The following is an 18983-nucleotide window of genomic DNA, read 5'->3' as shown; positions in this document are numbered from 1 at the left end:
TTTTTGCTGGCAAATTGCCGTTGCTGCTTGCCACTTGCTTTTGCCCCCCTTTACTATCGCCCTCATTCACCTAAGTAGCCTCAAACGCCGCTTAGATGACCTGGCAGTGCGTTCACGTGCGTAGCCCTCGTACCTTTTCAAACCGCCCCCGCCGCCACCCCAAACCGCGCAAGCCCCACTTGGGGCGGTAGCGTGCCTGGGGGGTGGCCCCCTCCTGCTGCTATGGCCGCTCGGTTGTTCTACCGGTGCGGTTTTTTACCTTCCAGGCATCCCTTGCGCCGCGCTATAGCGGGGCAGTGCGCGGCTGCCCGGTATTTACGTGCCGTTCTGGCACGCCTTACCCGTTTGTGGAGGATTGTTCGATGATTGCGCCTCGCTTGCACCCGATGGTTAACCGTCGGGGCCTGACATTCTGGGCTATGTGGCTCACCGGTAGTGTGGTGTCGTGCGTGCTGTTGGGGAGCGTGATATATGCCCACTTCGGTGGTTTCCCACCGCCCCACCGGGCGTTGATGGTCATAGGCGTGCTCGCCTCCGTACCGATCTATAGCGCGCTGCACGTGTACCACAAACGCCTGAACTATGCGGCGGGCCTGCTGCGGCTACTGGCGGGGTGGTGCGTGCTGGTGGGTACTCTGGGGCTGGTGGCCATGGCCAGCGGCAGCCCGGAAAGTATTGACCCTGACCTGGCCTTGCAGGCTATTGCATTCGGCTACTGGGGGCAGGCTGCAGCGTTCGTCCCGCTACGTTTTTTGCTGAACAGGCACACATTACGGCTCAAGAACGACCGCAAAGCGGTGATCATTGGTAGCGGCGAGCTGGCTGCCAAGTTGGCCCGGCAACTCAAACCGCGGGTGCCCGTGCTCGGTGTGGTCGCACTGGAGCAGGGCGCCGACGCCGTCGTGGGCCTCGCCACCCTGGGCAGTTTCGCTGAGTTGCGCCAGATCATACAGCGGGCGCACGTACGCCGAGTGTACATCGCCCTGTCACTGGACCGGATGGTGCAGATCGAGTCGATATACGTAGACCTGCTAGATCTTGCGGTAGACGTGGTGTGGGTGCCAGATTTCGGGAGCATGATGTTGCTGAACCAGTCGATTTCGCAGATCGAACAGATCCCTGCCATTTACCTGAACGAAACGCCGCTGAGCTCTCACCCCGCCGCGGCCTTTGGCAAGGACCTCATCGAGCGTTGCCTGGCCCTGCTTGCGCTGGTCGTATTGGCCCCGGTGATGCTGGCCGTGGCGGTGGCCGTCAAGCTGTCATCGCCTGGCCCGGTGTTTTTCCGACAAGGCCGTGATGGCTGTAACGGAAAGGTGATACAGGTGTACAAATTTCGCTCGATGCGCATGCACGATGACCAAGACGTGAAACAAGCCACCCGTAATGATTCGCGGGTGACCCGGGTGGGGGCCTTTTTGCGCCGTACTTCATTGGACGAACTGCCGCAACTGTTCAATGTGCTCAGCGGCGAGATGGCGCTGGTCGGCCCTCGGCCACACGCCATTGCCCATAACCACTACTATTGCGGCAAGCTGATGGCGTATATGGCACGCCACCGCATTAAACCAGGCATCACAGGCCTCGCCCAAGTAAACGGTTTTCGCGGTGAAACCGAGACGTTGGAGAAGATGCAAGGCCGCCTGGAAAGGGACTTGGCGTATATCAACCATTGGTCGCTATGGCTCGACATCAAGATCCTGCTCAAGACGCCGTTCACCCTGTTTTCGAAAAACATCTATTAGCACGCCTGGCCCTCGGGTGTACTGGGGTGCATGCTGCGCAACCATGACCGACGGTGCTTGTTTTGCGGTTGGGTGCTCTGTACTGTATTTAAATACAGTATTATCCTGAGCATGCCATGGAATTGATCGACAAACTCAGCATCCTGGCCGATGCCGCCAAGTATGATGCCTCGTGCGCCAGCAGCGGCGCCCCGCAGCGAAGTTCGAAGGGCCGGGCCGGGCTCGGCGCCAGTAATGGCATGGGCATTTGCCACAGCTACACGCCAGATGGCCGCTGCGTGTCGTTGCTCAAGGTGCTGTTGACCAACTTCTGCCTGTACGACTGCCAGTATTGCGTCAACCGGCGCTCCAGCGATGTGCCGCGGGCGCGGTTCAGCCCGGAAGAGGTGGTGCGCTTGACGCTGGATTTTTACCGGCGCAACTGCGTCAGTGGGCTGTTCCTGAGTTCGGGGATCATTCGTTCACCGGACTACACCATGGAGCAACTGGTGCGTGTGGCGCAACTGCTGCGCGAAACCCACCAATTTCGCGGTTACATCCACCTCAAAACGATCCCTGACGCCGACCCGCTACTGGTCGAGCAGGCCGGCCGCTACGCCGACCGGCTCAGCGTGAACATCGAACTGCCCAGCGAAGCCAGCCTGCGCCAATTGGCGCCGGAAAAAAGCGCGGCCTCGATCCGCGCGGCAATGGGCACCATCCAGCGCGGCGAGCTTTCGCGGCAAGGCCAACCACGGGCGCCGGCCTTCGTACCGGCCGGGCAGAGCACGCAGATGATCATCGGTGCCGACACCACCGATGACAGCACGATTTTGCGCAATGCCGAAGCGCTGTACCGCGGCTACCAATTGCGCCGGGTGTACTATTCGGCCTTCAGCCCAATTCCCGCCAGCCCTGCCAGCGTGCCGCGCGCCGCACCACCGTTGTTGCGTGAACACCGTTTGTACCAAGCCGATTTTCTGCTGCGCGGGTATGGTTACCGTGCCGCTGAGCTGCTTGCGGGCCCCGGCGACCTGGCCTTGGACATCGACCCCAAGCTTGCCTGGGCGCTGGCCAACCGGGAGGGTTTTCCGCTGGACCTCAACCATGCCGAAGCACTGCAGATAGCCCGGGTTCCCGGCATCGGCCTGCGCAGTGCACAGCGCCTGGTGGCGCTGCGGCGCCAGCGGCGCATTCGCTACGACGACCTGGTGCGCTTGCGCTGCGTGTTGGCCAAGGCCAGGCCCTTTATCATCACCAGCGATTACCACCCGCGCCAGGCCGATGCGCCGAGCCAATGGTTGCGCCGGCAATGGCTGGAAGCGCCGCGCCAGCTGGGGCTGTTCCCATGATCAGCCTCGATTGTGGCGATTGCTTCGACATTTGGCGTGGCCAGGCACGGCAGTTATTGAGCCATGGTATAGCGCCTTGCGCCGTAACCTGGGCCGGCGCTGGTGGTGATCTGTTTGCCAGTGCGGGGCCGATGCCCCTCGGCCAAGGCCCGCGGCAACCGCGTGTGCCAGCGCAACTGCCGGGGCTACTGTGCCAGGCCGCGCGCTATCGCGGTGAACAACGTTGGAGCCTATTGTATGAGGTGCTTTGGCGCGTGGCTCAGGGCGACCGTAGCGCGATGTTGGCGGGGAGCGACTTGGGCAGTGAATTGCACCGGCGGGTCAAGCAGGTCCGCCGTGAAACCCATCACATACACGCGTTTTTGCGCTTCGTTCCGGCTGCCGAAGGCGCAGCCGAGGACGCAGCCGTTGGCGCAGCTGGGCCGCAGTTCGTGGCCTGGCATGAACCGGCGCACGATGTGTTAGGTGATGCCTGCGAGCATTTCATCGGCCGCATGGGCCAAGCACGGTGGCTGATTGCGACGCCCCGCGATGGCGCCTATTACGACGGGCAAACGCTGCAATACCAACGCCACTGCCCCGCAGCTTGGCAACACCTGGCGCAGGGAGGGGATGACCCCGACGGTGGCTTGTGGCTGGCCTATTACCGTAACTTGTTCAACCCGGCACGGCTCAACCCCAAAGCCCTGCAAGGGCACATGCCTGGGCGCTTCTGGAAGCACCTGCCGGAAGGCCCGTTGATTCCCGCGTTGGTTAGCGATGCACAACTGGGTAAGCGCCGCGACGGCCAGGCCCGGGAAGTGGCACGGCTCAAAGGCAAGCGAGTGGGCAAGGGGTAGTGGAGTGTTTGAGACACTCGCACGAGAAATGATGAATGTTATTGCTGGGGCAGGGCGGCCCGGCAGCAAGCGGCACCGCTGCGGCCATCCTAGGCAGGCCGTTGCCAGATGCCCCGCCCTGGTAACCGTGCTCGATCATGCGGGCGGTTGAAATCCAGCGTCGGGCCCTTGGGTACGATACCGTTGGGGTTGAGGGTGGGGTGGCTGCCATAGTAATGGCGCTTGATGTGGATGAGGTTTACGGTATCGGCCACCCCCGGCCATTGGTACAGCTCGCGCAACCAATGGCTCAGGTTGCGGTAGTCTTCCACTCGCTGGGCGTTGCATTTGAAATGGCCGTGGTACACGGCATCGAAGCGTATCAGTGTGGTGAACAGGCGCAGGTCGGCCTCGGTCAGATAATCACCGGCAAGGTACCGCTGGCCACCCAGATGCCCATCGAGCCAAGCCAGCTCATCGAACAGCGCGCAGAACGCTTCTTCGTAGGCCTGCTGGGCAGTGGCGAAGCCTGCCCGGTATACGCCATTGTTCACCCGCGGATAGATGCGTTCGTTGAGGGTGTCGATTTCGCTGCGCAACGGCGCTGGGTAGAGGTCCAGCCGGTTGCCGGTTAGGGTGTCGAAGGCGTCGTTGAACATCCTCAGGATGTCAGCCGATTCGTTGTTGACGATGCACTGGCGTTCGCGGTCCCACAGTACCGGCACCGTTACCCGGCCGCTGTAGCGCGCCGCATCACGGGTGTAAAGCTGGTGCAAGTAGGAAAGGCCATACAGGGTATCGCCGCTGGAGCCTGTTTCGGGGGCAAAGGTCCAGCCTTGCTCGCCCATCAACCAACTCACCACGCTTACCCCGATGTAAGGCTCCAAGCCCTTAAGGTGCCGAGCGATCAACGTTCGATGTGCCCAGGGGCAAGCGAGGGATACGTACAGGTGGTAACGCCCGGCTACGGGGGCAAAGTCGGCGCCGAGCGCCGAACTGACCCAGTAGCGGCGTTGTGACGGCTGGCGTTCGAAAGCGCCATCCTGGCCGTTTTGGTACCAGCGGTCTTGCCACTGCCCATCAACGAGTAGACCCACGTTCAACTCCTGTGCCCGTTTAAGGTTCTGTGCCTTTTTAGGCGTCAGGGTTCACCGGCGATACCGAAAACGCCGCTGGTAATCACCCGTTCATGCCTTGGGGGTACGTGCTCGCCAATAGTGCTCGGCCTGCTCGAAGGCGCTTTGCTGTGCCTGGCCGAGCCCGCGCAAAGCCAGCGCCATGGTGGCCACCACGGCTTTTTCGCCGTAACTGTCCACGGCTTCGCCGCGCCATACCGCCAACAAGGGTTCGACCTCCAGTGCAGCCGGTTTAACATGGCGCTGTGCCGATAACGCTGGCCATTCTTCATCCCAGGCGTTACCGCCGGCGGTGCCATAGAGATGGCAGGCGGCGTCCGGGTTCACCTCGATTTCACCACCATCACCCTTGATCACGATCGTGGTATCGCCCAGCAACTGGCTGGCGGCGCGGTGGACGCTCTGGTAGCCCGGGTGGAAGATGCTCTGCAGCCCCAGCCGCGCACCCAGCGGGTTAAGAATGCGCGCCAGTGAATGAATGGGCGAGCGCAGACCAAGGGTATTGCGCAGGTCGATCATCCGTTGTAGGGCCGGGGCCCAATCCAGCAGCGGCATGAACGCCAGCCCGCCGCCGTTCAAGGCTTCGCTAGCCTGCTGCCAGTTACGGCACAGCGGGATGCCGAGCGGGCCGAGTAACTGCTCGGTGTATAGCCGCCCAGCGGTATGCGCGCCGCCGCCATGCATGAAAATGCGCACCCCCGAGCCCGCCAGGCATTTGGCAGCTAGTAAAAACCACGGCAAATGGCGTTTTTTGCCGGCATAGCTGGGCCAATCGATGTCTACGGCCAATGCCGGCGCATGCAGGCGCTCGCGCACCGCCTCGGTGAAGCCCGCCAATTCCTCGGGGCTTTCTTCCTTGTGCCGCAGCAGCATCAGGAAGGCGCCCAACTGGGTATCTTCCACCTGGCCATCGAGCAGCATGCCCATGGCCAAGCGTGCTTCTTCGCGGGTAAGGCTGCGGGCACCGCGTTTACCTTTACCCAGGATGCGCACGAACGCGGCGAAAGGGTGTTCGGCGGGTGCCTGCAACGTTAACGCCGTGGGGGTATTCATATGCAATTCGTCGGTTTGGGCAGCCCGGCGAGCTTGGCGGCAAGCTTTGCGGGTGTGCCATTGAAAAGGCGGTTCAGCTGGGCGCTATTGCCCACCTCGGGCCCGAGCCGTACGGCGGTGTATTTGACCAGCGGGCGAGTGGCCGGCGACAGCTGGAATTCGCGGTAGAAATCGCGTAGCACCGCCAAAACCGCCCAATGCACCTCGCCCAGCGAGATGCCCTCGCGCTCAGCCAGCGCCGTGGCTACGGCCGGCGACCAATCAGCCAGTTCGCACAAAAAGCCGTCTTTGTCCAAGGCGATCTCGCGCCCATCGGCGATGAGGGTACTCATAGCCAGCTATTCACCTTCGCGTAGGTCAGGGTTAGGGCGACGAAGGCTGGATAGTCCACCACCTCCACGGCTGCCTTGGCAACTACCGCGCGGGCCTGCACGTCTTCTTCCAGGGCATACAGCCGCGGGTGGCGCAAAGCCGAGGCGTCAGCCAAGGCGTATACCGCATCGCCGCAAAGCAACAGGCCGTCTTCCGGGCCCAGCACCCGCAGGCAACTGGCCAGGCGGCCATCGGTAAACGGCGAGTGTGATAGTACGTGCAAAGTCGCCATCAGAGCGTGATCACCTCGTCGAAGCGGTTGAAAAGGGCGGTGATGGCCTCTGCCGCCAAGGGCTGCGCCTCCACGGCCAGGGTGCCAGCCGCCAGCCCTCGCACGTGCAGGCTGTGCTGGCAGGCATACACTGCTTCTACCCCGAACAGGTCGAGCGCTTGCAGGTTGGCGCACAGGTTTTTTTGCTCCAACGCCGCGGGTGCTTGACCTTGCTGCAATTGAAACACACCGTCGTCGAGAAACAGTATGGCCAGCGGCAAGCCGAATGCCCCCCCGGCCAGGGCAATGTCCAGTGCCTCACGGGCGGCCGGGCCTGCCCAGGGGGCTTGGCGCGAAACGATCAACATGGATTTGGCCACCTCATACCCCCCCGAAACTGACAAGGCGGTCTGCCGCCTGGGCCGCTTCGTGCAGTTGCCCCAGTCCGGACAACACCCAGGGCTCGGGCAGATTCGCGGCGGGGCGGCCGTAACGGCCCGCTTCCTGTTCATCGAGTACGCCCCTGCGCAATGCCGCGGCGATGCAGACCACCGCATCGAGCTGCGCCTGTTGGATGAACGTGTGCCACTGGGCGGCTATATCGCTTTCATCCTGGGGGAACACCACATTGGCCGATGCGCTGTGCACGCCGTCTTGGTAGAAAAACAACCGCACGATCTCATGCCCTTCGGCCAGTACGGCCTGGGCGAAGCGCAACGCCCGCCGCGAGGCGGGTGCATGGGCAGGGGCGAACACGGCAATGGCGAATTTCATCAGGCTCTCGAACTGGCGACTGCCGCCGATTCTAACCCCTCGGGCATGAAAAAGCCCGCCGAAGCGGGCTCTGAAGCGGGCCTTGCAGCACGCCGTTTAACATGGATCAGTCGTCGCGCCCCATGATCCCGAACAGTTGCAGCAGGCTCAGGAACAGGTTGTAGATCGACACATACAGGCTCACGGTGGCCATGATGTAGTTACGCTCGCCTCCATGAATGATCGCGCTGGTCTGGAACAAAATGCACACCGACGAGAACAGCACGAAACCGGCGCTGATCGCCAGTTGCAGGCCGCTGATCTGGAAGAACATGCCAGCCAGCGTGGCCCCCAGGAGCACGAAGAAGCCCGCGGTGATGAAGCCTGCGAGGAAACTCATGTCTTTACGGCTGATTAGCACGTAGGCCGACAAGCCGCAGAACACCAGCGCGGTCATCGCGAAGGCGGCGCTGACCACCTCTGCACCGCCCTGCATGCCCAGGTAGCGGTTGAGGATAGGGCCAAGGATAAAGCCCATGAAGCCGGTGAGGGCGAAGGTGGAGAGAATGCCCCATACCGAATCGCGCAGCTTGTTGGTGAGGAAGAACAGGCCGTAGAAGCCAATCAGCACCACGAACACGTTCGGGTAGCGAACATGCATTTGTTGCGACACGAACGCCATGACGCCGCTGAAGGCGAGGGTGAGGGCGAGCAGGCCGTAGGTGTTGCGCAGCACGCGGCTGACCTCGGAGCGGCCCACCTCCGAGCGTTGGTTGACGATGTAATCCTGTTCGCGCATGGCGATACTCCTCTTGAGTGGATGGCGACGATTGAACCAAGCCTGGGGCCCGACGGCAAGTGACAAAGCCGCTATAGAAACACTCCGTTGCAAATGACTGGGCCATCAGCCTGATAAAGCCCCGACACCACGATTTGACAGGCGGTTGCATTACGGTATGATGGCGCCCGCAAAACGAGGAGGTGTGGCCGAGTGGTTTAAGGCAGCGGTCTTGAAAACCGCCGATGGGCAACTATCCTAGAGTTCGAATCTCTACGCCTCCGCCATATTCAAAGCCCTGATTATTCAGGGCTTTTTGCTTTCATACGGCATGCATTTATCCGTACCTAGCCGGCACCGCTTCCATTTGGTTACGGAACCGCTTACAAAATGTTGCCTATTTCGAAGGCTTGGCGATCGACCCGACGCGCCTGTAGACGCGCCCGGTGATGTCGCTTTTGGTGTACCCAAGCAGCAAACTGGCGCCCTCAAGATACTTGATTTCAGAAGCCGCCTTTGGGCGGATGTCCCTGAACTGGAAGCTGGCAATCTTAGGGACTAGCGGAGCATCACCTGCCGCCTTCGCCCCCTTCCTGGCCTTTTCCCCTAGCGTCGTCCCAGCGCCTGCGGCGCATCGGAGCCGAAAGACGTTTGCCATTCTTGCTGATGAGAAGGTACTGGGATGGGTGCGCAGCGTTACGTTTTCCCAAGATCTCTACCGAGAGAACGTCAAGGTCGCCGCTTCGAGCCTTGCGATCCGGCGGACCTGCGCCAAGGCGCCCTCATCGTGATGCAGGTCCGCTCACCGGTGGCCAACCATGCCGGGGTGTACCTGGCCGATGGCAAGCTCAAGACCGAGCCGGATCATCACCCGGCACCCGGGGCGATCCTGTACACCTGTATGGCCGGAACTCGAAGCGCGACCTGTTCGGCGGCTTGTTTGCGCAGGCGGCCCGCTTCTACATGAAACACAAGGATTCTCCCTATGGCTGAGCGCGTCATTGCGCTCGGCTGACCCATATGCGTTACAGGCCATGTGTCCATGCTGGATGCACCATCGGCCTGGCGCTGCCCCACGTAACTGAATAAGTCACGCAAAGCCCAGCCCGCTGTTCAAGCGCATGCCTCCAGCAAATGAACCTCTTGTGCAATACGCTGACCGTTTTCGATTTCCGCCTTGCGCAAATCATAGGTGGCCTGCAAGTTGATCCAGAACTCGGCAGACGTGCCCAATGCGGTTGCCAGCCTCAATGCAACGTCAGCGGTAACGTTCCGACGCTGCCGAACGATTTCGTTCACGGTGGGGGCAGAGACGTTCAGCGCGCGAGCCAGGGCGGTGGGCGTAATCTGTAATGGGTCGAGGTACTCTTCTTTCAGTACCTCGCCTGGGTGGATGGGTCGCATACCATTTTTGAACATTATGCACCTCAGTGGTAATCGGCTATCTCAACGTTTTCAGGACCATTGTCGGTCCAGATGAAACACACGCGCCATTGATCGTTGATACGAATGCTGTGCTGGCCTGTTCGATCCCCCTGAAGCGCCTCCAGACGGTTGCCGGGTGGGGATTTGAGGTCTTGCAGCACCTTGGCCGAATCAAGCATGCCTAGCTTCCGCTCAGCCACCGACTGTATCGCGGTCCAGCGGCGTGTTTTGCCGGCGGTGAATAGGGTCTGAGTGTCAGAGCATTTGAAGCTACGGACCATGTATTAATGCTTAACGTTATGCGTTAATGTTGAGTATACAGAGTCGTGCGGTGAATTCAACCGCGAAATGATCCCCATCCATCCCTGCGCACCCTGGGGATAGATCCAAAAGCCTCGTCAGAGAAATCTGCCTGGGCTTCGTCGTCTCTGCCTATTGGAGACGGATATGACAAGAGCAAAAGGCGTCACGACACTCGCCGCATCAAAGGCCGGTTCTACGCAAAGCAGAAGGGGTACGAATGCTAGACCATCAGCGAAAGAATGGCCGGCATGTTCGCCAACCATGGCAAGGTTTGCCCATGCTGGATGTGCGGGAATCCGCGCAAACTCGATGAGCTGACCATGTAAGAGAGGCGCGCGGAGCTGGCTCTGGGTGAAGATTGACTTAGCATCAGTCGTGGCAGACCCGTTGTAGTTGACCGTTCAGCTAATTCCCGGCACGAGGGGATGTACCGCGCCTCCAATCTGCAAGCCTTGGCCACCTGCTGGGGCTATCGGAGGTGTATATGAACAGCGACATCAAACAACAAGGTGGATTCGAAAATGACCCCGATTCGACTGATCCGCTTGATCCGATAGAGCCAGGCGTCAATCCAGCCGATCGCCCCGGTGGCGGAAGCCTTCCTGATCATGAGGGCGAAATTCCCTTAAATCCTGATGATGAATCGCCTCTTCCAGACGACGATCCGCTTTCCGATGAAGACCCGCCATCAGCAGCGATGTAATCCGCATAAGCCCGGCCGCAGCGCCGGGTTTATTTCATTCCAGCGGCCGCAAGACGCAAAGGCCAAGCCTGCACCGACCAAAGGCTGGCCCATGCCACTTCGTGTCCGCTGCAAAATGATCTGCCATCACGTACAGAATTCGATCTCGGCCCCGATCTCGCGCATCTTCGCGTAAACGGTGTCCAACTCAGCATCGGAGAGTCCAATATCGCCGATATCGGCAGTGCCAGCTTTACCGGTTTGATGCTTGCCTTCAATTCCGGGTCTTTCGTTATCCCGTTGGTCGCCGCCGGTGGTGTTTGCCTGGTCGGTGCGCTCTCTTTCTTGCTTATCGTCGGCAAGATCGAGCCTTTGCAACCCCGCAACCTCTCGCAGCGGGACTGGAAAGGTCCGGAAGCGGACGCGATGGCCAGCTTGAAGTAGGCGGCGTGGCATTAGGTTTCAAAAACCTAATCGATCCTTCACCCGCCCAGAAACAATGGCGAGCTGCACCCCCACCGGCCAGAACCTGTGAAAGCGCATCGGTTTGATGGGCGAGAAGGGCATCGGGAATTGGTCGCGATCCGCACCGGCCATGTGTTCGGCCAGCACTTTGCCCATGGCCGTAGCAAGGGCCACCCCCCGGCCGTTGTAGCCTACGCAGGCGGTTAACCCGGGGGCTGGTTCGTGTACGTGCAGGTGGTGGTCCGGGGTGATCGCCACTTGGCCGTTCCAGCCGTGGGTCCATTGCACGTGACTCAACTGCGGCCAGAGTGCGCGGGCGTAGCCGGTTAGGTTATCCAACGGCGCGGGGGAGTGGATGGGCCGCATAGGGCCGCGCCCGCCCATGAGCAGCCGGCCTTGGCTGTCGATGCGGTAATAGACGGTGATCCGCCCGGTTTCGAATGCCACTTGCCGGCCGGGAAGAATACCCGCCGCGAGCGCGGGCGGCAGCGGTTCGGTCGCGGCGATGGCGCTGTAAACCGGCACCAGCGACTGCGCCAGCCCCGGCCAAAGCGCACCGGTGTAGCCGTTGGTGGCAATCAGCACTTGGCTGGCGAGCACCCGGCCGCCGCCAGTGCGGATGTCCCAGCCATCGCCCAGGCGCTTGAGCGACAGCGCTTGGCTGTGGGGGAAGATGTGGCCGCCGGCGTTGGCCACCGCATGGGCGAGGCCGCGAACGTACTTCAGCGGGTTAAGGTCGCCACCACGGCGATCGAGCAGGCCACAGCCGTAGCGATCGGTCCCGGTCAGCTCGGCCATGGCTGCCGGGCCCAGGGCTTCGACGGGCATGCCCCAGCGCGCGGATTGCTCCAGGGTGCGGTTTATCGAGCGGCCGGCATGGGCGTTCGGCGCGGCGCGCAAGGTGCCGTTCTGCCGTGCATCACAGTCGATGCCCAGGCGTTGGATCAAGGCCAGGGTGAACTCGGTGCTCGACCAACCGAATTCCACCATGCGCGTGCCGAGCGCTGCGCCGAATTGCCGGACGATGTCGTCCGGGTCGTATTTAAGCCCGGGGTTGAGTTGGCCGCCGTTGCGCCCAGACGCACCCCATCCCGGCTCATGGGCCTCCAGTACGGCGACCTGATGCCCAGCCTCGGCCAAGTGCAAGGCCGTCGACAGCCCAGTGATGCCGGCCCCGACCACCGCGAAATCGATGCGGTGGGCGCCTTCGAGCGGCGCCGCGAGGGTTAGCTCGGCGGCAGTTTCGCGGTACACGGTATTGGCCAAACCCACGCTGTCCATGGCGCGCACCCTATCGCAGTGGGGCAGGTGCGAGGGGCAGGGCGCCGCTTTGGTGTAGCGCGTTCAATACGCTCAACAGCCGGGTGCCAAGCGCTGCGAACATGGGCAGCAGGGGCGCTAGCGAACGGCCACAGGGCATGCCGAGCATGGCCAGCGCAGCGCGCAGTGGCACCGGGTTTTCCTCGGCGAACAGCGCATCCATCAGTGGGCAGAGCGTGCGCTGCAGGCCCCGTGTTTCTCTGAAACGGTCCGCCTCGGCCAGCCGCTGCACCTCGTTCCACACCCCGGGCAGCAACACCGCGGAGGTCAGCACGCCGCCGCGAGCGCCCATGACCACCTGCTGGGCGAACAACGTGTCTTGGCCGCTGAGCATCTGGAAGTCGGCACCGACGCACTGCATCACTTGGTCGAAGTGGTAAAGGTCGGTGTTCGATGCCTTCATGCCGACCACCACGGTTCCCTCGGCGAGGATACCGATGGTGTCCGGCTGGATCACGAAGTGGCTACGGGCCTGGTTGTCGTACAGCACGATGGGCAGCTCGACGGCGGCGCGCACTTCGCGCAGGTAATGGAGCACCCCGGCTTGGGTGTTTTTCGCGTAATAGGGCGCGATCACCATCAAGGCATCCGCCCCAGCCTGGTGAAATGCCTTGCCCGCCTCGATGGCGTCGTTAAGTCCCGGCGACAGCACGCCGGCTACCACCGGCACGCGCCCGGCCGCCACTGCCACGGTCTGTTCGATCACCTGGATGCGCGCCCGGTGCGAGAGCGCCGTGTACTCCCCGGTGCCGCCCAGGGGCACCAGGCCGCTGGCGCCCTGTTCCAACATGTAGCTGACCAGTGTGCGCAACGCCGGGATATCGACGCCGCCAGCCTCGGCCAGCGGGGTGGGGAAGGCCGGCAGCAAGCCGCGCAATTGCAACGTGGGCATGGAATGCTCCCTGGGGTCAGGCGCCGAGGTTGATCCAGGTGGCCTTGACGTCGGTGTATTTGTCGAACGCATGCAGCGACTTGTCGCGCCCGGAACCGGATTGCTTGAAGCCGCCGAAGGGCGAGGATATATCGCCATGGTCAAAGCAGTTAACCCAGACCACGCCGGCCCTCAGCGCACTGGACACCCGGAACGCCTTGTTGATATCGCGCGTCCACACGCCGGCGGCCAAGCCGTAAATCGTGTCGTTGCCGACCTTGATAGCCTCGTCGACATCTTTGACTTCGATCGTCGCCAACACCGGCCCGAAGATCTCTTCCTGGGCGATTTTCATGCTGTTGTTGACGTTGTCGAACACCGTGGGCTCGATGAAGCAGCCTTCGCCGATCACCCGTTGTTCGCCGCCCAGGCGCAAGCGTGCACCCTCGGCCTTACCCGCGTCGATGTACTGTAGCACCCGCTTCATTTGCCCGGCGTCGACCATCGCACCGATATCGGTGGCCGGGTCCAGCGGGTCGCCGACGCGCATGCCGCGCCCCACCGTGATGACTTTTTCCAGCACCTGTTCCTTCACTGCCGCCTCGATGATCAGCCGCGACCCGGCGTTACAGACCTCGCCCTGGTTGTAGAAGATGCCCCAGGCGGCGGAAGTGGCGGCCGCGTCCAAGTCGGGGGCGTCGGCGAGGATGATGTTGGGCGACTTGCCGCCGCACTCCAGGCCCACCCGTTTCATATTCGAATGGGCGGCATATTGCAAAAAGTACTTGCCCACCTCGGTGGAGCCGGTAAAGGCGATGCAGTCCACATCCATGTGTAGGCCGAGGGCGCGGCCCGCGGTTTCGCCGAAGCCCGGCACCACATTGAACACGCCCTCGGGAATGTCGGCCGCGGCGGCGAATTCGGCGATGCGGATCGCCGTCAACGACGACTGCTCGGCTGGCTTGAGAATCACCGAATTGCCCGACGCCAGAATCGGCGCGATCTTCCAAGTCGCCATCAGCATCGGGAAATTCCACGGCACCACCGCCGCGACCACGCCCAGTGGCTCGCGGCGCACCAGCGAAATGGCGGTGGGAGCGGTCGGGGCGACTTCGTCATACAGCTTGTCGATGGCTTCGGCGTACCAGCGCATGCAACCAATCGACAGCGGCATGTCCACGGCCAGGCTGTCGCGGATCGGTTTACCCATGTCCAGGGTTTCGAGCAGTGCCAATTCCTCTGCGTGCGCTTGCATCAAGTCAGCGAAGCGCAGCAGCCGGCGCTTGCGCTCAGCCGGGGCCATGCGTGACCACGTGCCGCGCTCGAACGCCTGTTTGGCACAGGCAACGGCACGCTCGACATCGGCCTGGTCACCTTCGGCCACCTGGGCGAGCACCGCGCCGGTGGCCGGGTTAAGGGTGTCGAACGTCTTGCCCGAAAGCGCCTTGACATAGCGCCCGCCGATGAACGCGTCGCCATTGAACACAAGCTTGGCCGCCTTGGCGTGCCATGGGCTGGATGCCGCTGTCATGCTCTTCTCCTGTCGCGGGAATGGAATAAAGGGCAGGCTGAGACCCAAAAAATGGTTGCACAGTTTCAGGATATCCACAATTTTGCTTTTTCAATATACTAAAAAACGGCGACGAGGCGGACTGCCGCAGTACCCCACCGGCTCGCGCCGTTCAGGCAAACCCGACAAAAAAACAGCCAGGTGTAAAAGGTGAACATGAGCCCACAATTGGACGGCGCTGAAAGCGCACAAGCCGGGACCGTACCAGAACCGTCGGGGCCTGGCCCCAAAGTGGGGGCGCGTATTCGTGAGTTGCGCCGGGCGCGCAAGCTGACCCTTGCGCAGTTGGCGGGCATGGCGGGAATCTCCATCGGTACCTTGTCTCAGGTCGAGCGTGAACGGGTGTCGCCCACCGTGCGTACGCTGTTCAGCCTGGGGGCCGCGCTGGGCGTGGCGCCGGCCTGGCTGCTCGACTCGCCCGATGAAAGCGACAACGATGCGCCTTACATCATCCGTGCCGACCGCCGCCAGCCGCTGATCGACGCGGCGGGGCTGCGCAAGGACTTAGTGTCGTCCACTGCCAGCCGGCACCTCAAGGGCCTGTATGTGAGCCTGGACCCCGGCGCCAGTTCGGGTAGCGATTTCTATGTTCACCGCGGGGAGGAAATTGGCTTTGTGGTCGCCGGGATGCTTGAGCTGAAGATCCAGGAACGAACGTTCATGCTGCACCGGGGTGACAGTTTCTCGTTCCCCAGCGATTTGCCCCACCGGTTTTCTAACCCGGGCCCCAGCCAATCGATTGTATTCTGGGTGAATTGCGACGTGGATACCGAGTGATTGTGCTTAACTAATTTCAGTATCCTGATTGTTATTTAGCGCAGTGTTATGTCCGGATCATGAACGCCGGCCAGGGTCGGCACCGGGGCGTCCATGAGCACTTAATGGCAACCGGCCCAGGTTCAGTTCGATACCGGGGCCTTGAAAGGGGTGGGAGGATGGGGGGTGTCTCTTCTTATTTGAGCAGGCGCGCCGGAGCGCTGCTTCTGGCGCCCTTGTTCGTGTTACTGCTGCTGTTTTTCGTGTTTCCCCTGTTGCTGACCGCCCGCGAGAGCCTGGGCGAGGGGGCATTAAGCCTGCAGGCCTATCAAGCGCTGTTCAGCAGCAGCCTGTTTTTCAAGGTGCTGCGTACCACCTTCGCCATCAGCGTGACCGCCACCGTGGTCAGCTTGTTCATCGGCTACCCGGTCGCCATGCACCTGGCCCGCCAAACGCCGCGCCGGCGGGTAGGCTACTTAATGCTGGTGATGTTGCCGTTTTGGACCAGTATCTTGGTCAAGAGCTTCGCCCTTACCGTATTGTTGGGCCACAATGGCCTGGTCAACCAATTGTTCAGCAGCGTGGTGGGCGCCCCGGTCAACCTGCCGATGGTGTTCAACCGCCTGGGGGCGATCCTCAGCATGGTCAACTACCTGCTGCCGTTCATGATTCTCTCCGTGCTCGGCAGCCTGTTGGCCCAAGACCCTAACCTCGCCAAAGCCGCCCAGGTGATGGGGGCCGGGCCTTTGCGCATCTTCCGCACCATTACCCTGCCATTGAGCATGCCAGGGGTCATCGCCGGGGTGATCATGAACATCACCTTGTCGATCGGTATGTACATTACCCCGGCCCTGCTGGGCGGGCGGCAAGACATGATGATCGCCAACCTGATCGACTTCTATACCCGCCAGACCCTCGACTGGCCAGCCGCCTCGGCCATTGCCGTGGTGTTGCTGGCGATCTCCGCGGTGCTGGTGATCGTGCTCGGGCGCGTGCGTGGCGGCAATGGCACACTGGGGGCGTTGGCATGAGGGGGGCTTCCGCTCGCCGCGCGGCAGCCGCGCTGTTCGTCCCGACGGTGGCCTGGGCGTGCTACCTGTTCCTATTGCTGCCCAGTTTGATCGTGCTGCCGATCTCCTTCAGCCCATCGACCGAGATGGAGTTCCCGCCCAAGGTGTTCTCCCTGGCGCTTTACCGGCAATTCTTCACAGACCCGGCCTGGTGGGGCTCGACCACCCAGAGCCTGCTGATCGCCTGCCTGACCACGCTGGTGACCGTGGTGCTCAGCGTGCCGGCCGCCTACGCCTTGCAACGGGCGCGGTTGCCGGCCACAGGGCTGGTCAATGCGCTGGTGATGGGGCCGACTATGAGGCCTTGGTGGCCTGCTTCACTGCCGATGCGGTGCACTATTTTCCCGCAGGCTTGCCCGAGATCCCCTGGCGTAGCGCCGACACCATCGCCCGCAAATGGGTTTGGTGTGTGGAAAACCTCGGCTCGCAGTGGACCATCGAAAAGATTCTGCTCAGCCACGACAGCCATGAAGCGGTGATTGGGTAGACCCACTGGAAAAACAAGCTCGGCACCGCCTTGCGTGGCGATGAATGGTATGTATTCGATGAGCACAGTGGCCTGATCCGGGAAATCCGTGCCTATTACGCATCGCCCGCGCAACAGGGTGTGGGCATCAATGAATTGGTCGATTTCGATTACGCCGGCCGTGGTTACCACTTGGAGGCCACCCAGCCATGATGCGCCACGTTGTGCTGTTTCGCCGCTTGCCGGCAGTTACCGAAAATGCTGCACTGGAAGCGGGGTTGGTGGAGCACATGCGCACCCTGGAGCAGCAAATCGATTTCGCCCGCGCCTGGACCGTAGCGGCCAACGAACTGGACCGGCCGATCTGCTGGGACTACATCCTCGATGCCACCTTCGATGACGCCGAGGCGGTGGCGCGTTGCCTGCCGCACCCCGCGCATCAGGCGTTGGTGGCAGACCTAAAGCAGTACTTCGAATGGGTCGCGGTCGATTACACGTGCTAATGGGCATGGAACCGCAGCGCCCCGGGTAAACCCGCAAGCAAGTGCCCCGGTGAGGGCGTTTGCCGGTGAACCCTGGGCAGGTGCCGCGGCGCGTCACGGCAGAGGGCCGAGTGGGTGGCTTGCGCGCGTGCAGTTTACCCGGCACGCAGGTATAACGACCCCACACGCCCCCTTGCTGCGTACCTGGCGCAGCGCGCCTTTGATCAGGAGTTCAACATGCCGGTGGATGCCAACCTCGAGCGCCGTACCCTGCTTAAACAGGGTGCGGCCCTGGCCGCAGGGGCGGCATTGCCTGCCCTGGCTGCCGATGCCCCCGCGGTAAAACCACGCCAGGCGCAGCACCTGTTGATACGGCGGGCGACGGTGCTGAGCATGGACCCGGCGGTAGGTGACCTGGCAGAAGCTGACGTGCTGATCCGCGACGGCAGCATCGTTGCGATCGGCCAGCAACTTGAGGGCAAAGGCGCCAGCGTGCTCGACGCCACGGGCATGATTCTGATACCCGGCCTGGTCGACGGCCACTGGCATTTTTGGAACAGCTTTCTGCGCAACAGCGCGCCGTTGCCTCATGGCAACACGTTTTTCAAGAACCAGCTTGCGGTCAGCCAACGCTTTACCCCTGCGTTGTCCGCCCTCGGCGTACAGCTGGGCCTGGCCGAGGCGGTGAACGCCGGTATCACCACCGTCAACAACTGGGCCCATAACCTGCGCAGCCCAGCCTTTGCCGAGGCCGAACTGCAAGCGATGGCCGACAGCGGGCTGCGCGCGCGTTTGTGGTATGGCTACGCGCAGGACCTGGCGGCGAACGGTCATATGGACTTCGACGCTATCGAACGGCTTCAGGCGCAGTGGCGCGGGGCAGCGGTGCATCGCCTGGACCTGGGCCTGGCGATCCGCGGCCCAGAGCGCACCGAACCGCCCATATGGGAACAAGAGTTTGCCTTTGCCGCCAGCCATGGATTGCCAATCTCTACCCATATCGCGGTCACCGCCCAGGCGCAGCAGAAAAAGGCCGTGCGCCAATTGGCCGAACGCGGGTTGCTTGCCCCGTCTGTGCAACTGGTGCATGCCACCCACGTGGATGCCGAAGACCTGCAAAGCATTGCGCGAAGCGGCGCGAGCGTGTGCTTGACGCCCCTGAGCGAGATGCGCGTGGGCTACGGGCTGGCGCCGGTCATGGCATTGCACAAGGCGAACATTCCCCTGAGCCTGGGTATAGACACGCTGGTGTTGAGCGGTAATGCGAGCCCGTTCAGGGTGATGCAGACCACCTTGAACCTGGCCACGGGCATCAGTGGCGATGAACAGGCACTGGCGGCCGGCGACGTGCTCTATTGGGCCACCCAGGGGGGGGC

General features: G+C 62.2%; 23 protein-coding genes and 1 tRNA gene. 11 read left to right on the top strand and 13 right to left on the bottom strand.

Annotation, left to right across the window (positions count from 1 at the left end):
• Positions 1–362 precede the first annotated feature (362 nt).
• The 3 genes from HAQ05_RS21760 to HAQ05_RS21750 all read left to right on the top strand — a co-directional run bounded on the left by HAQ05_RS21760 (position 363) and on the right by HAQ05_RS21750 (position 3915).
• Positions 363–1745, top strand: a complete 1383-nt coding sequence (locus HAQ05_RS21760; RefSeq protein ID WP_190424476.1) for an undecaprenyl-phosphate glucose phosphotransferase — start codon at positions 363–365, stop codon at positions 1743–1745.
• Between the two features lie 116 nt (positions 1746–1861).
• Positions 1862–3076 carry a putative DNA modification/repair radical SAM protein gene (locus HAQ05_RS21755; protein ID WP_190424474.1) on the top strand — a complete coding sequence of 405 codons (1215 nt, stop codon included), beginning with the start codon at positions 1862–1864 and terminating at the stop codon, positions 3074–3076.
• Positions 3073–3915 (top strand): TIGR03915 family putative DNA repair protein, encoded by an 843-nt coding sequence (locus tag HAQ05_RS21750; protein ID WP_190424472.1) that lies wholly within the window; start codon positions 3073–3075, stop codon positions 3913–3915. Before HAQ05_RS21755 ends, HAQ05_RS21750 begins: the two co-directional genes overlap by 4 nt.
• Before the next feature lie 89 nt (positions 3916–4004).
• On the opposite strand, the gene HAQ05_RS21745 is transcribed toward HAQ05_RS21750, so the two are convergent.
• From HAQ05_RS21745 to HAQ05_RS21715, 7 genes are all read right to left on the bottom strand, one after another.
• Positions 4005–4991: a glutathione S-transferase C-terminal domain-containing protein gene (locus HAQ05_RS21745; RefSeq protein ID WP_190424471.1), complete on the bottom strand. Its 987-nt coding sequence runs from the start codon at positions 4989–4991 to the stop codon at positions 4005–4007.
• 90 nt (positions 4992–5081) lie between these two features.
• The gene (locus HAQ05_RS21740; protein WP_190424469.1) at positions 5082–6083 is read right to left on the bottom strand and encodes a glycosyl transferase family protein; all 1002 of its coding nucleotides are present in this window, start codon (positions 6081–6083) and stop codon (positions 5082–5084) included.
• Positions 6080–6415 carry a TusE/DsrC/DsvC family sulfur relay protein gene (locus HAQ05_RS21735; RefSeq protein ID WP_190424466.1) on the bottom strand — a complete coding sequence of 112 codons (336 nt, stop codon included), beginning with the start codon at positions 6413–6415 and terminating at the stop codon, positions 6080–6082. Before HAQ05_RS21735 ends, HAQ05_RS21740 begins: the two co-directional genes overlap by 4 nt.
• Positions 6412–6687: a sulfurtransferase complex subunit TusB gene (tusB, locus tag HAQ05_RS21730; RefSeq protein ID WP_190424465.1), complete on the bottom strand. Its 276-nt coding sequence runs from the start codon at positions 6685–6687 to the stop codon at positions 6412–6414. The genes HAQ05_RS21735 and tusB overlap by 4 nt, the downstream gene beginning before the upstream one ends.
• Positions 6687–7046 carry a sulfurtransferase complex subunit TusC gene (gene tusC / locus HAQ05_RS21725; RefSeq protein ID WP_190424463.1) on the bottom strand — a complete coding sequence of 120 codons (360 nt, stop codon included), beginning with the start codon at positions 7044–7046 and terminating at the stop codon, positions 6687–6689. The genes tusB and tusC overlap by 1 nt, the downstream gene beginning before the upstream one ends.
• Before the next feature lies 1 nt (position 7047).
• Positions 7048–7440: a sulfurtransferase complex subunit TusD gene (tusD, locus tag HAQ05_RS21720; protein WP_190424461.1), complete on the bottom strand. Its 393-nt coding sequence runs from the start codon at positions 7438–7440 to the stop codon at positions 7048–7050.
• A 106-nt stretch (positions 7441–7546) separates the two neighbouring features.
• Positions 7547–8218 carry a Bax inhibitor-1/YccA family protein gene (locus HAQ05_RS21715; RefSeq protein WP_190424459.1) on the bottom strand — a complete coding sequence of 224 codons (672 nt, stop codon included), beginning with the start codon at positions 8216–8218 and terminating at the stop codon, positions 7547–7549.
• Between the two features lie 178 nt (positions 8219–8396).
• Here HAQ05_RS21715 and HAQ05_RS21710 point away from each other — a divergent pair.
• Positions 8397–8484: transfer RNA gene (locus tag HAQ05_RS21710), tRNA-Ser, on the top strand.
• A gap of 826 nt (positions 8485–9310) precedes the next feature.
• On the opposite strand, the gene HAQ05_RS21705 is transcribed toward HAQ05_RS21710, so the two are convergent.
• Both HAQ05_RS21705 and HAQ05_RS21700 read right to left on the bottom strand, forming a co-directional pair.
• The gene (locus HAQ05_RS21705; RefSeq protein ID WP_190424457.1) at positions 9311–9616 is read right to left on the bottom strand and encodes a HigA family addiction module antitoxin; all 306 of its coding nucleotides are present in this window, start codon (positions 9614–9616) and stop codon (positions 9311–9313) included.
• 8 nt (positions 9617–9624) lie between these two features.
• Positions 9625–9903 (bottom strand): type II toxin-antitoxin system RelE/ParE family toxin, encoded by a 279-nt coding sequence (locus tag HAQ05_RS21700; protein ID WP_190424455.1) that lies wholly within the window; start codon positions 9901–9903, stop codon positions 9625–9627.
• A 506-nt stretch (positions 9904–10409) separates the two neighbouring features.
• Between HAQ05_RS21700 and HAQ05_RS21695 the strand changes: the two genes are divergently transcribed.
• Positions 10410–10628: a hypothetical protein gene (locus tag HAQ05_RS21695; RefSeq protein WP_190424453.1), complete on the top strand. Its 219-nt coding sequence runs from the start codon at positions 10410–10412 to the stop codon at positions 10626–10628.
• 126 nt (positions 10629–10754) lie between these two features.
• Here the strand turns inward: HAQ05_RS21695 and HAQ05_RS21690 are convergent, their stop codons facing one another.
• The 4 genes from HAQ05_RS21690 to HAQ05_RS21675 form a co-directional block, all read right to left on the bottom strand.
• A complete protein-coding gene (locus tag HAQ05_RS21690) occupies positions 10755–10985 on the bottom strand; it encodes a hypothetical protein (protein ID WP_190424451.1) in 231 nt (76 codons plus the stop codon).
• An 84-nt stretch (positions 10986–11069) separates the two neighbouring features.
• A complete protein-coding gene (locus HAQ05_RS21685) occupies positions 11070–12353 on the bottom strand; it encodes an NAD(P)/FAD-dependent oxidoreductase (protein WP_190424449.1) in 1284 nt (427 codons plus the stop codon).
• Positions 12354–12363: 10 nt separating this feature from the next.
• Positions 12364–13284 carry a dihydrodipicolinate synthase family protein gene (locus tag HAQ05_RS21680; protein ID WP_190424447.1) on the bottom strand — a complete coding sequence of 307 codons (921 nt, stop codon included), beginning with the start codon at positions 13282–13284 and terminating at the stop codon, positions 12364–12366.
• A 16-nt stretch (positions 13285–13300) separates the two neighbouring features.
• Positions 13301–14794: an aldehyde dehydrogenase gene (locus tag HAQ05_RS21675; RefSeq protein WP_190424445.1), complete on the bottom strand. Its 1494-nt coding sequence runs from the start codon at positions 14792–14794 to the stop codon at positions 13301–13303.
• Between the two features lie 195 nt (positions 14795–14989).
• Here HAQ05_RS21675 and HAQ05_RS21670 point away from each other — a divergent pair, with 195 nt between their 5' ends.
• The 6 genes from HAQ05_RS21670 to HAQ05_RS21650 all read left to right on the top strand — a co-directional run.
• Positions 14990–15610 carry a helix-turn-helix domain-containing protein gene (locus HAQ05_RS21670; protein WP_190424443.1) on the top strand — a complete coding sequence of 207 codons (621 nt, stop codon included), beginning with the start codon at positions 14990–14992 and terminating at the stop codon, positions 15608–15610.
• 221 nt (positions 15611–15831) lie between these two features.
• Positions 15832–16620 (top strand): ABC transporter permease subunit, encoded by a 789-nt coding sequence (locus tag HAQ05_RS21665; RefSeq protein WP_202988103.1) that lies wholly within the window; start codon positions 15832–15834, stop codon positions 16618–16620.
• A gap of 346 nt (positions 16621–16966) precedes the next feature.
• The gene (locus tag HAQ05_RS28805; protein WP_238935045.1) at positions 16967–17146 is read left to right on the top strand and encodes a hypothetical protein; all 180 of its coding nucleotides are present in this window, start codon (positions 16967–16969) and stop codon (positions 17144–17146) included.
• Between the two features lie 30 nt (positions 17147–17176).
• Positions 17177–17338 carry a hypothetical protein gene (locus tag HAQ05_RS28800; RefSeq protein ID WP_238935044.1) on the top strand — a complete coding sequence of 54 codons (162 nt, stop codon included), beginning with the start codon at positions 17177–17179 and terminating at the stop codon, positions 17336–17338.
• Positions 17335–17628 carry a Dabb family protein gene (locus HAQ05_RS21655; RefSeq protein WP_190424439.1) on the top strand — a complete coding sequence of 98 codons (294 nt, stop codon included), beginning with the start codon at positions 17335–17337 and terminating at the stop codon, positions 17626–17628. Before HAQ05_RS28800 ends, HAQ05_RS21655 begins: the two co-directional genes overlap by 4 nt.
• 216 nt (positions 17629–17844) lie before the next feature.
• A partial coding sequence (locus tag HAQ05_RS21650; RefSeq protein ID WP_190424437.1) for an amidohydrolase family protein occupies positions 17845–18983 on the top strand: 1139 nt, incomplete at its 3' end.

Source organism: Pseudomonas typographi (genome assembly GCF_014694385.1).
GTDB lineage: Bacteria > Pseudomonadota > Gammaproteobacteria > Pseudomonadales > Pseudomonadaceae > Aquipseudomonas > Aquipseudomonas typographi.
The sequence above is the reverse complement of the archived record's forward strand: the minus strand, read 5'-3'. Positions and strand labels throughout refer to the sequence as shown.

Bases quoted from the DNA above. Each gene is read 5' to 3' on its own strand.
- HAQ05_RS21695 (WP_190424453.1), top strand. From the start codon at position 10,410: ATGAACAGCGACATCAAACAACAAGGTGGATTCGAAAATGACCCCGAT.
- HAQ05_RS21715 (WP_190424459.1), bottom strand. From the start codon at position 8,218: ATGCGCGAACAGGATTACATCGTCAACCAACGCTCGGAGGTGGGCCGC.
- HAQ05_RS21740 (WP_190424469.1), bottom strand. From the start codon at position 6,083: ATGAATACCCCCACGGCGTTAACGTTGCAGGCACCCGCCGAACACCCT.
- HAQ05_RS21700 (WP_190424455.1), bottom strand. From the start codon at position 9,903: ATGGTCCGTAGCTTCAAATGCTCTGACACTCAGACCCTATTCACCGCC.
- HAQ05_RS21750 (WP_190424472.1), top strand. From the start codon at position 3,073: ATGATCAGCCTCGATTGTGGCGATTGCTTCGACATTTGGCGTGGCCAG.
- HAQ05_RS21680 (WP_190424447.1), bottom strand. From the start codon at position 13,284: ATGCCCACGTTGCAATTGCGCGGCTTGCTGCCGGCCTTCCCCACCCCG.
- HAQ05_RS21670 (WP_190424443.1), top strand. From the start codon at position 14,990: ATGAGCCCACAATTGGACGGCGCTGAAAGCGCACAAGCCGGGACCGTA.
- HAQ05_RS21705 (WP_190424457.1), bottom strand. From the start codon at position 9,616: ATGTTCAAAAATGGTATGCGACCCATCCACCCAGGCGAGGTACTGAAA.
- HAQ05_RS21655 (WP_190424439.1), top strand. From the start codon at position 17,335: ATGATGCGCCACGTTGTGCTGTTTCGCCGCTTGCCGGCAGTTACCGAA.
- HAQ05_RS21735 (WP_190424466.1), bottom strand. From the start codon at position 6,415: ATGAGTACCCTCATCGCCGATGGGCGCGAGATCGCCTTGGACAAAGAC.
- tusB (WP_190424465.1), bottom strand. From the start codon at position 6,687: ATGGCGACTTTGCACGTACTATCACACTCGCCGTTTACCGATGGCCGC.
- HAQ05_RS21755 (WP_190424474.1), top strand. From the start codon at position 1,862: ATGGAATTGATCGACAAACTCAGCATCCTGGCCGATGCCGCCAAGTAT.
- HAQ05_RS21760 (WP_190424476.1), top strand. From the start codon at position 363: ATGATTGCGCCTCGCTTGCACCCGATGGTTAACCGTCGGGGCCTGACA.
- HAQ05_RS21675 (WP_190424445.1), bottom strand. From the start codon at position 14,794: ATGACAGCGGCATCCAGCCCATGGCACGCCAAGGCGGCCAAGCTTGTG.
- HAQ05_RS21685 (WP_190424449.1), bottom strand. From the start codon at position 12,353: ATGGACAGCGTGGGTTTGGCCAATACCGTGTACCGCGAAACTGCCGCC.
- tusD (WP_190424461.1), bottom strand. From the start codon at position 7,440: ATGAAATTCGCCATTGCCGTGTTCGCCCCTGCCCATGCACCCGCCTCG.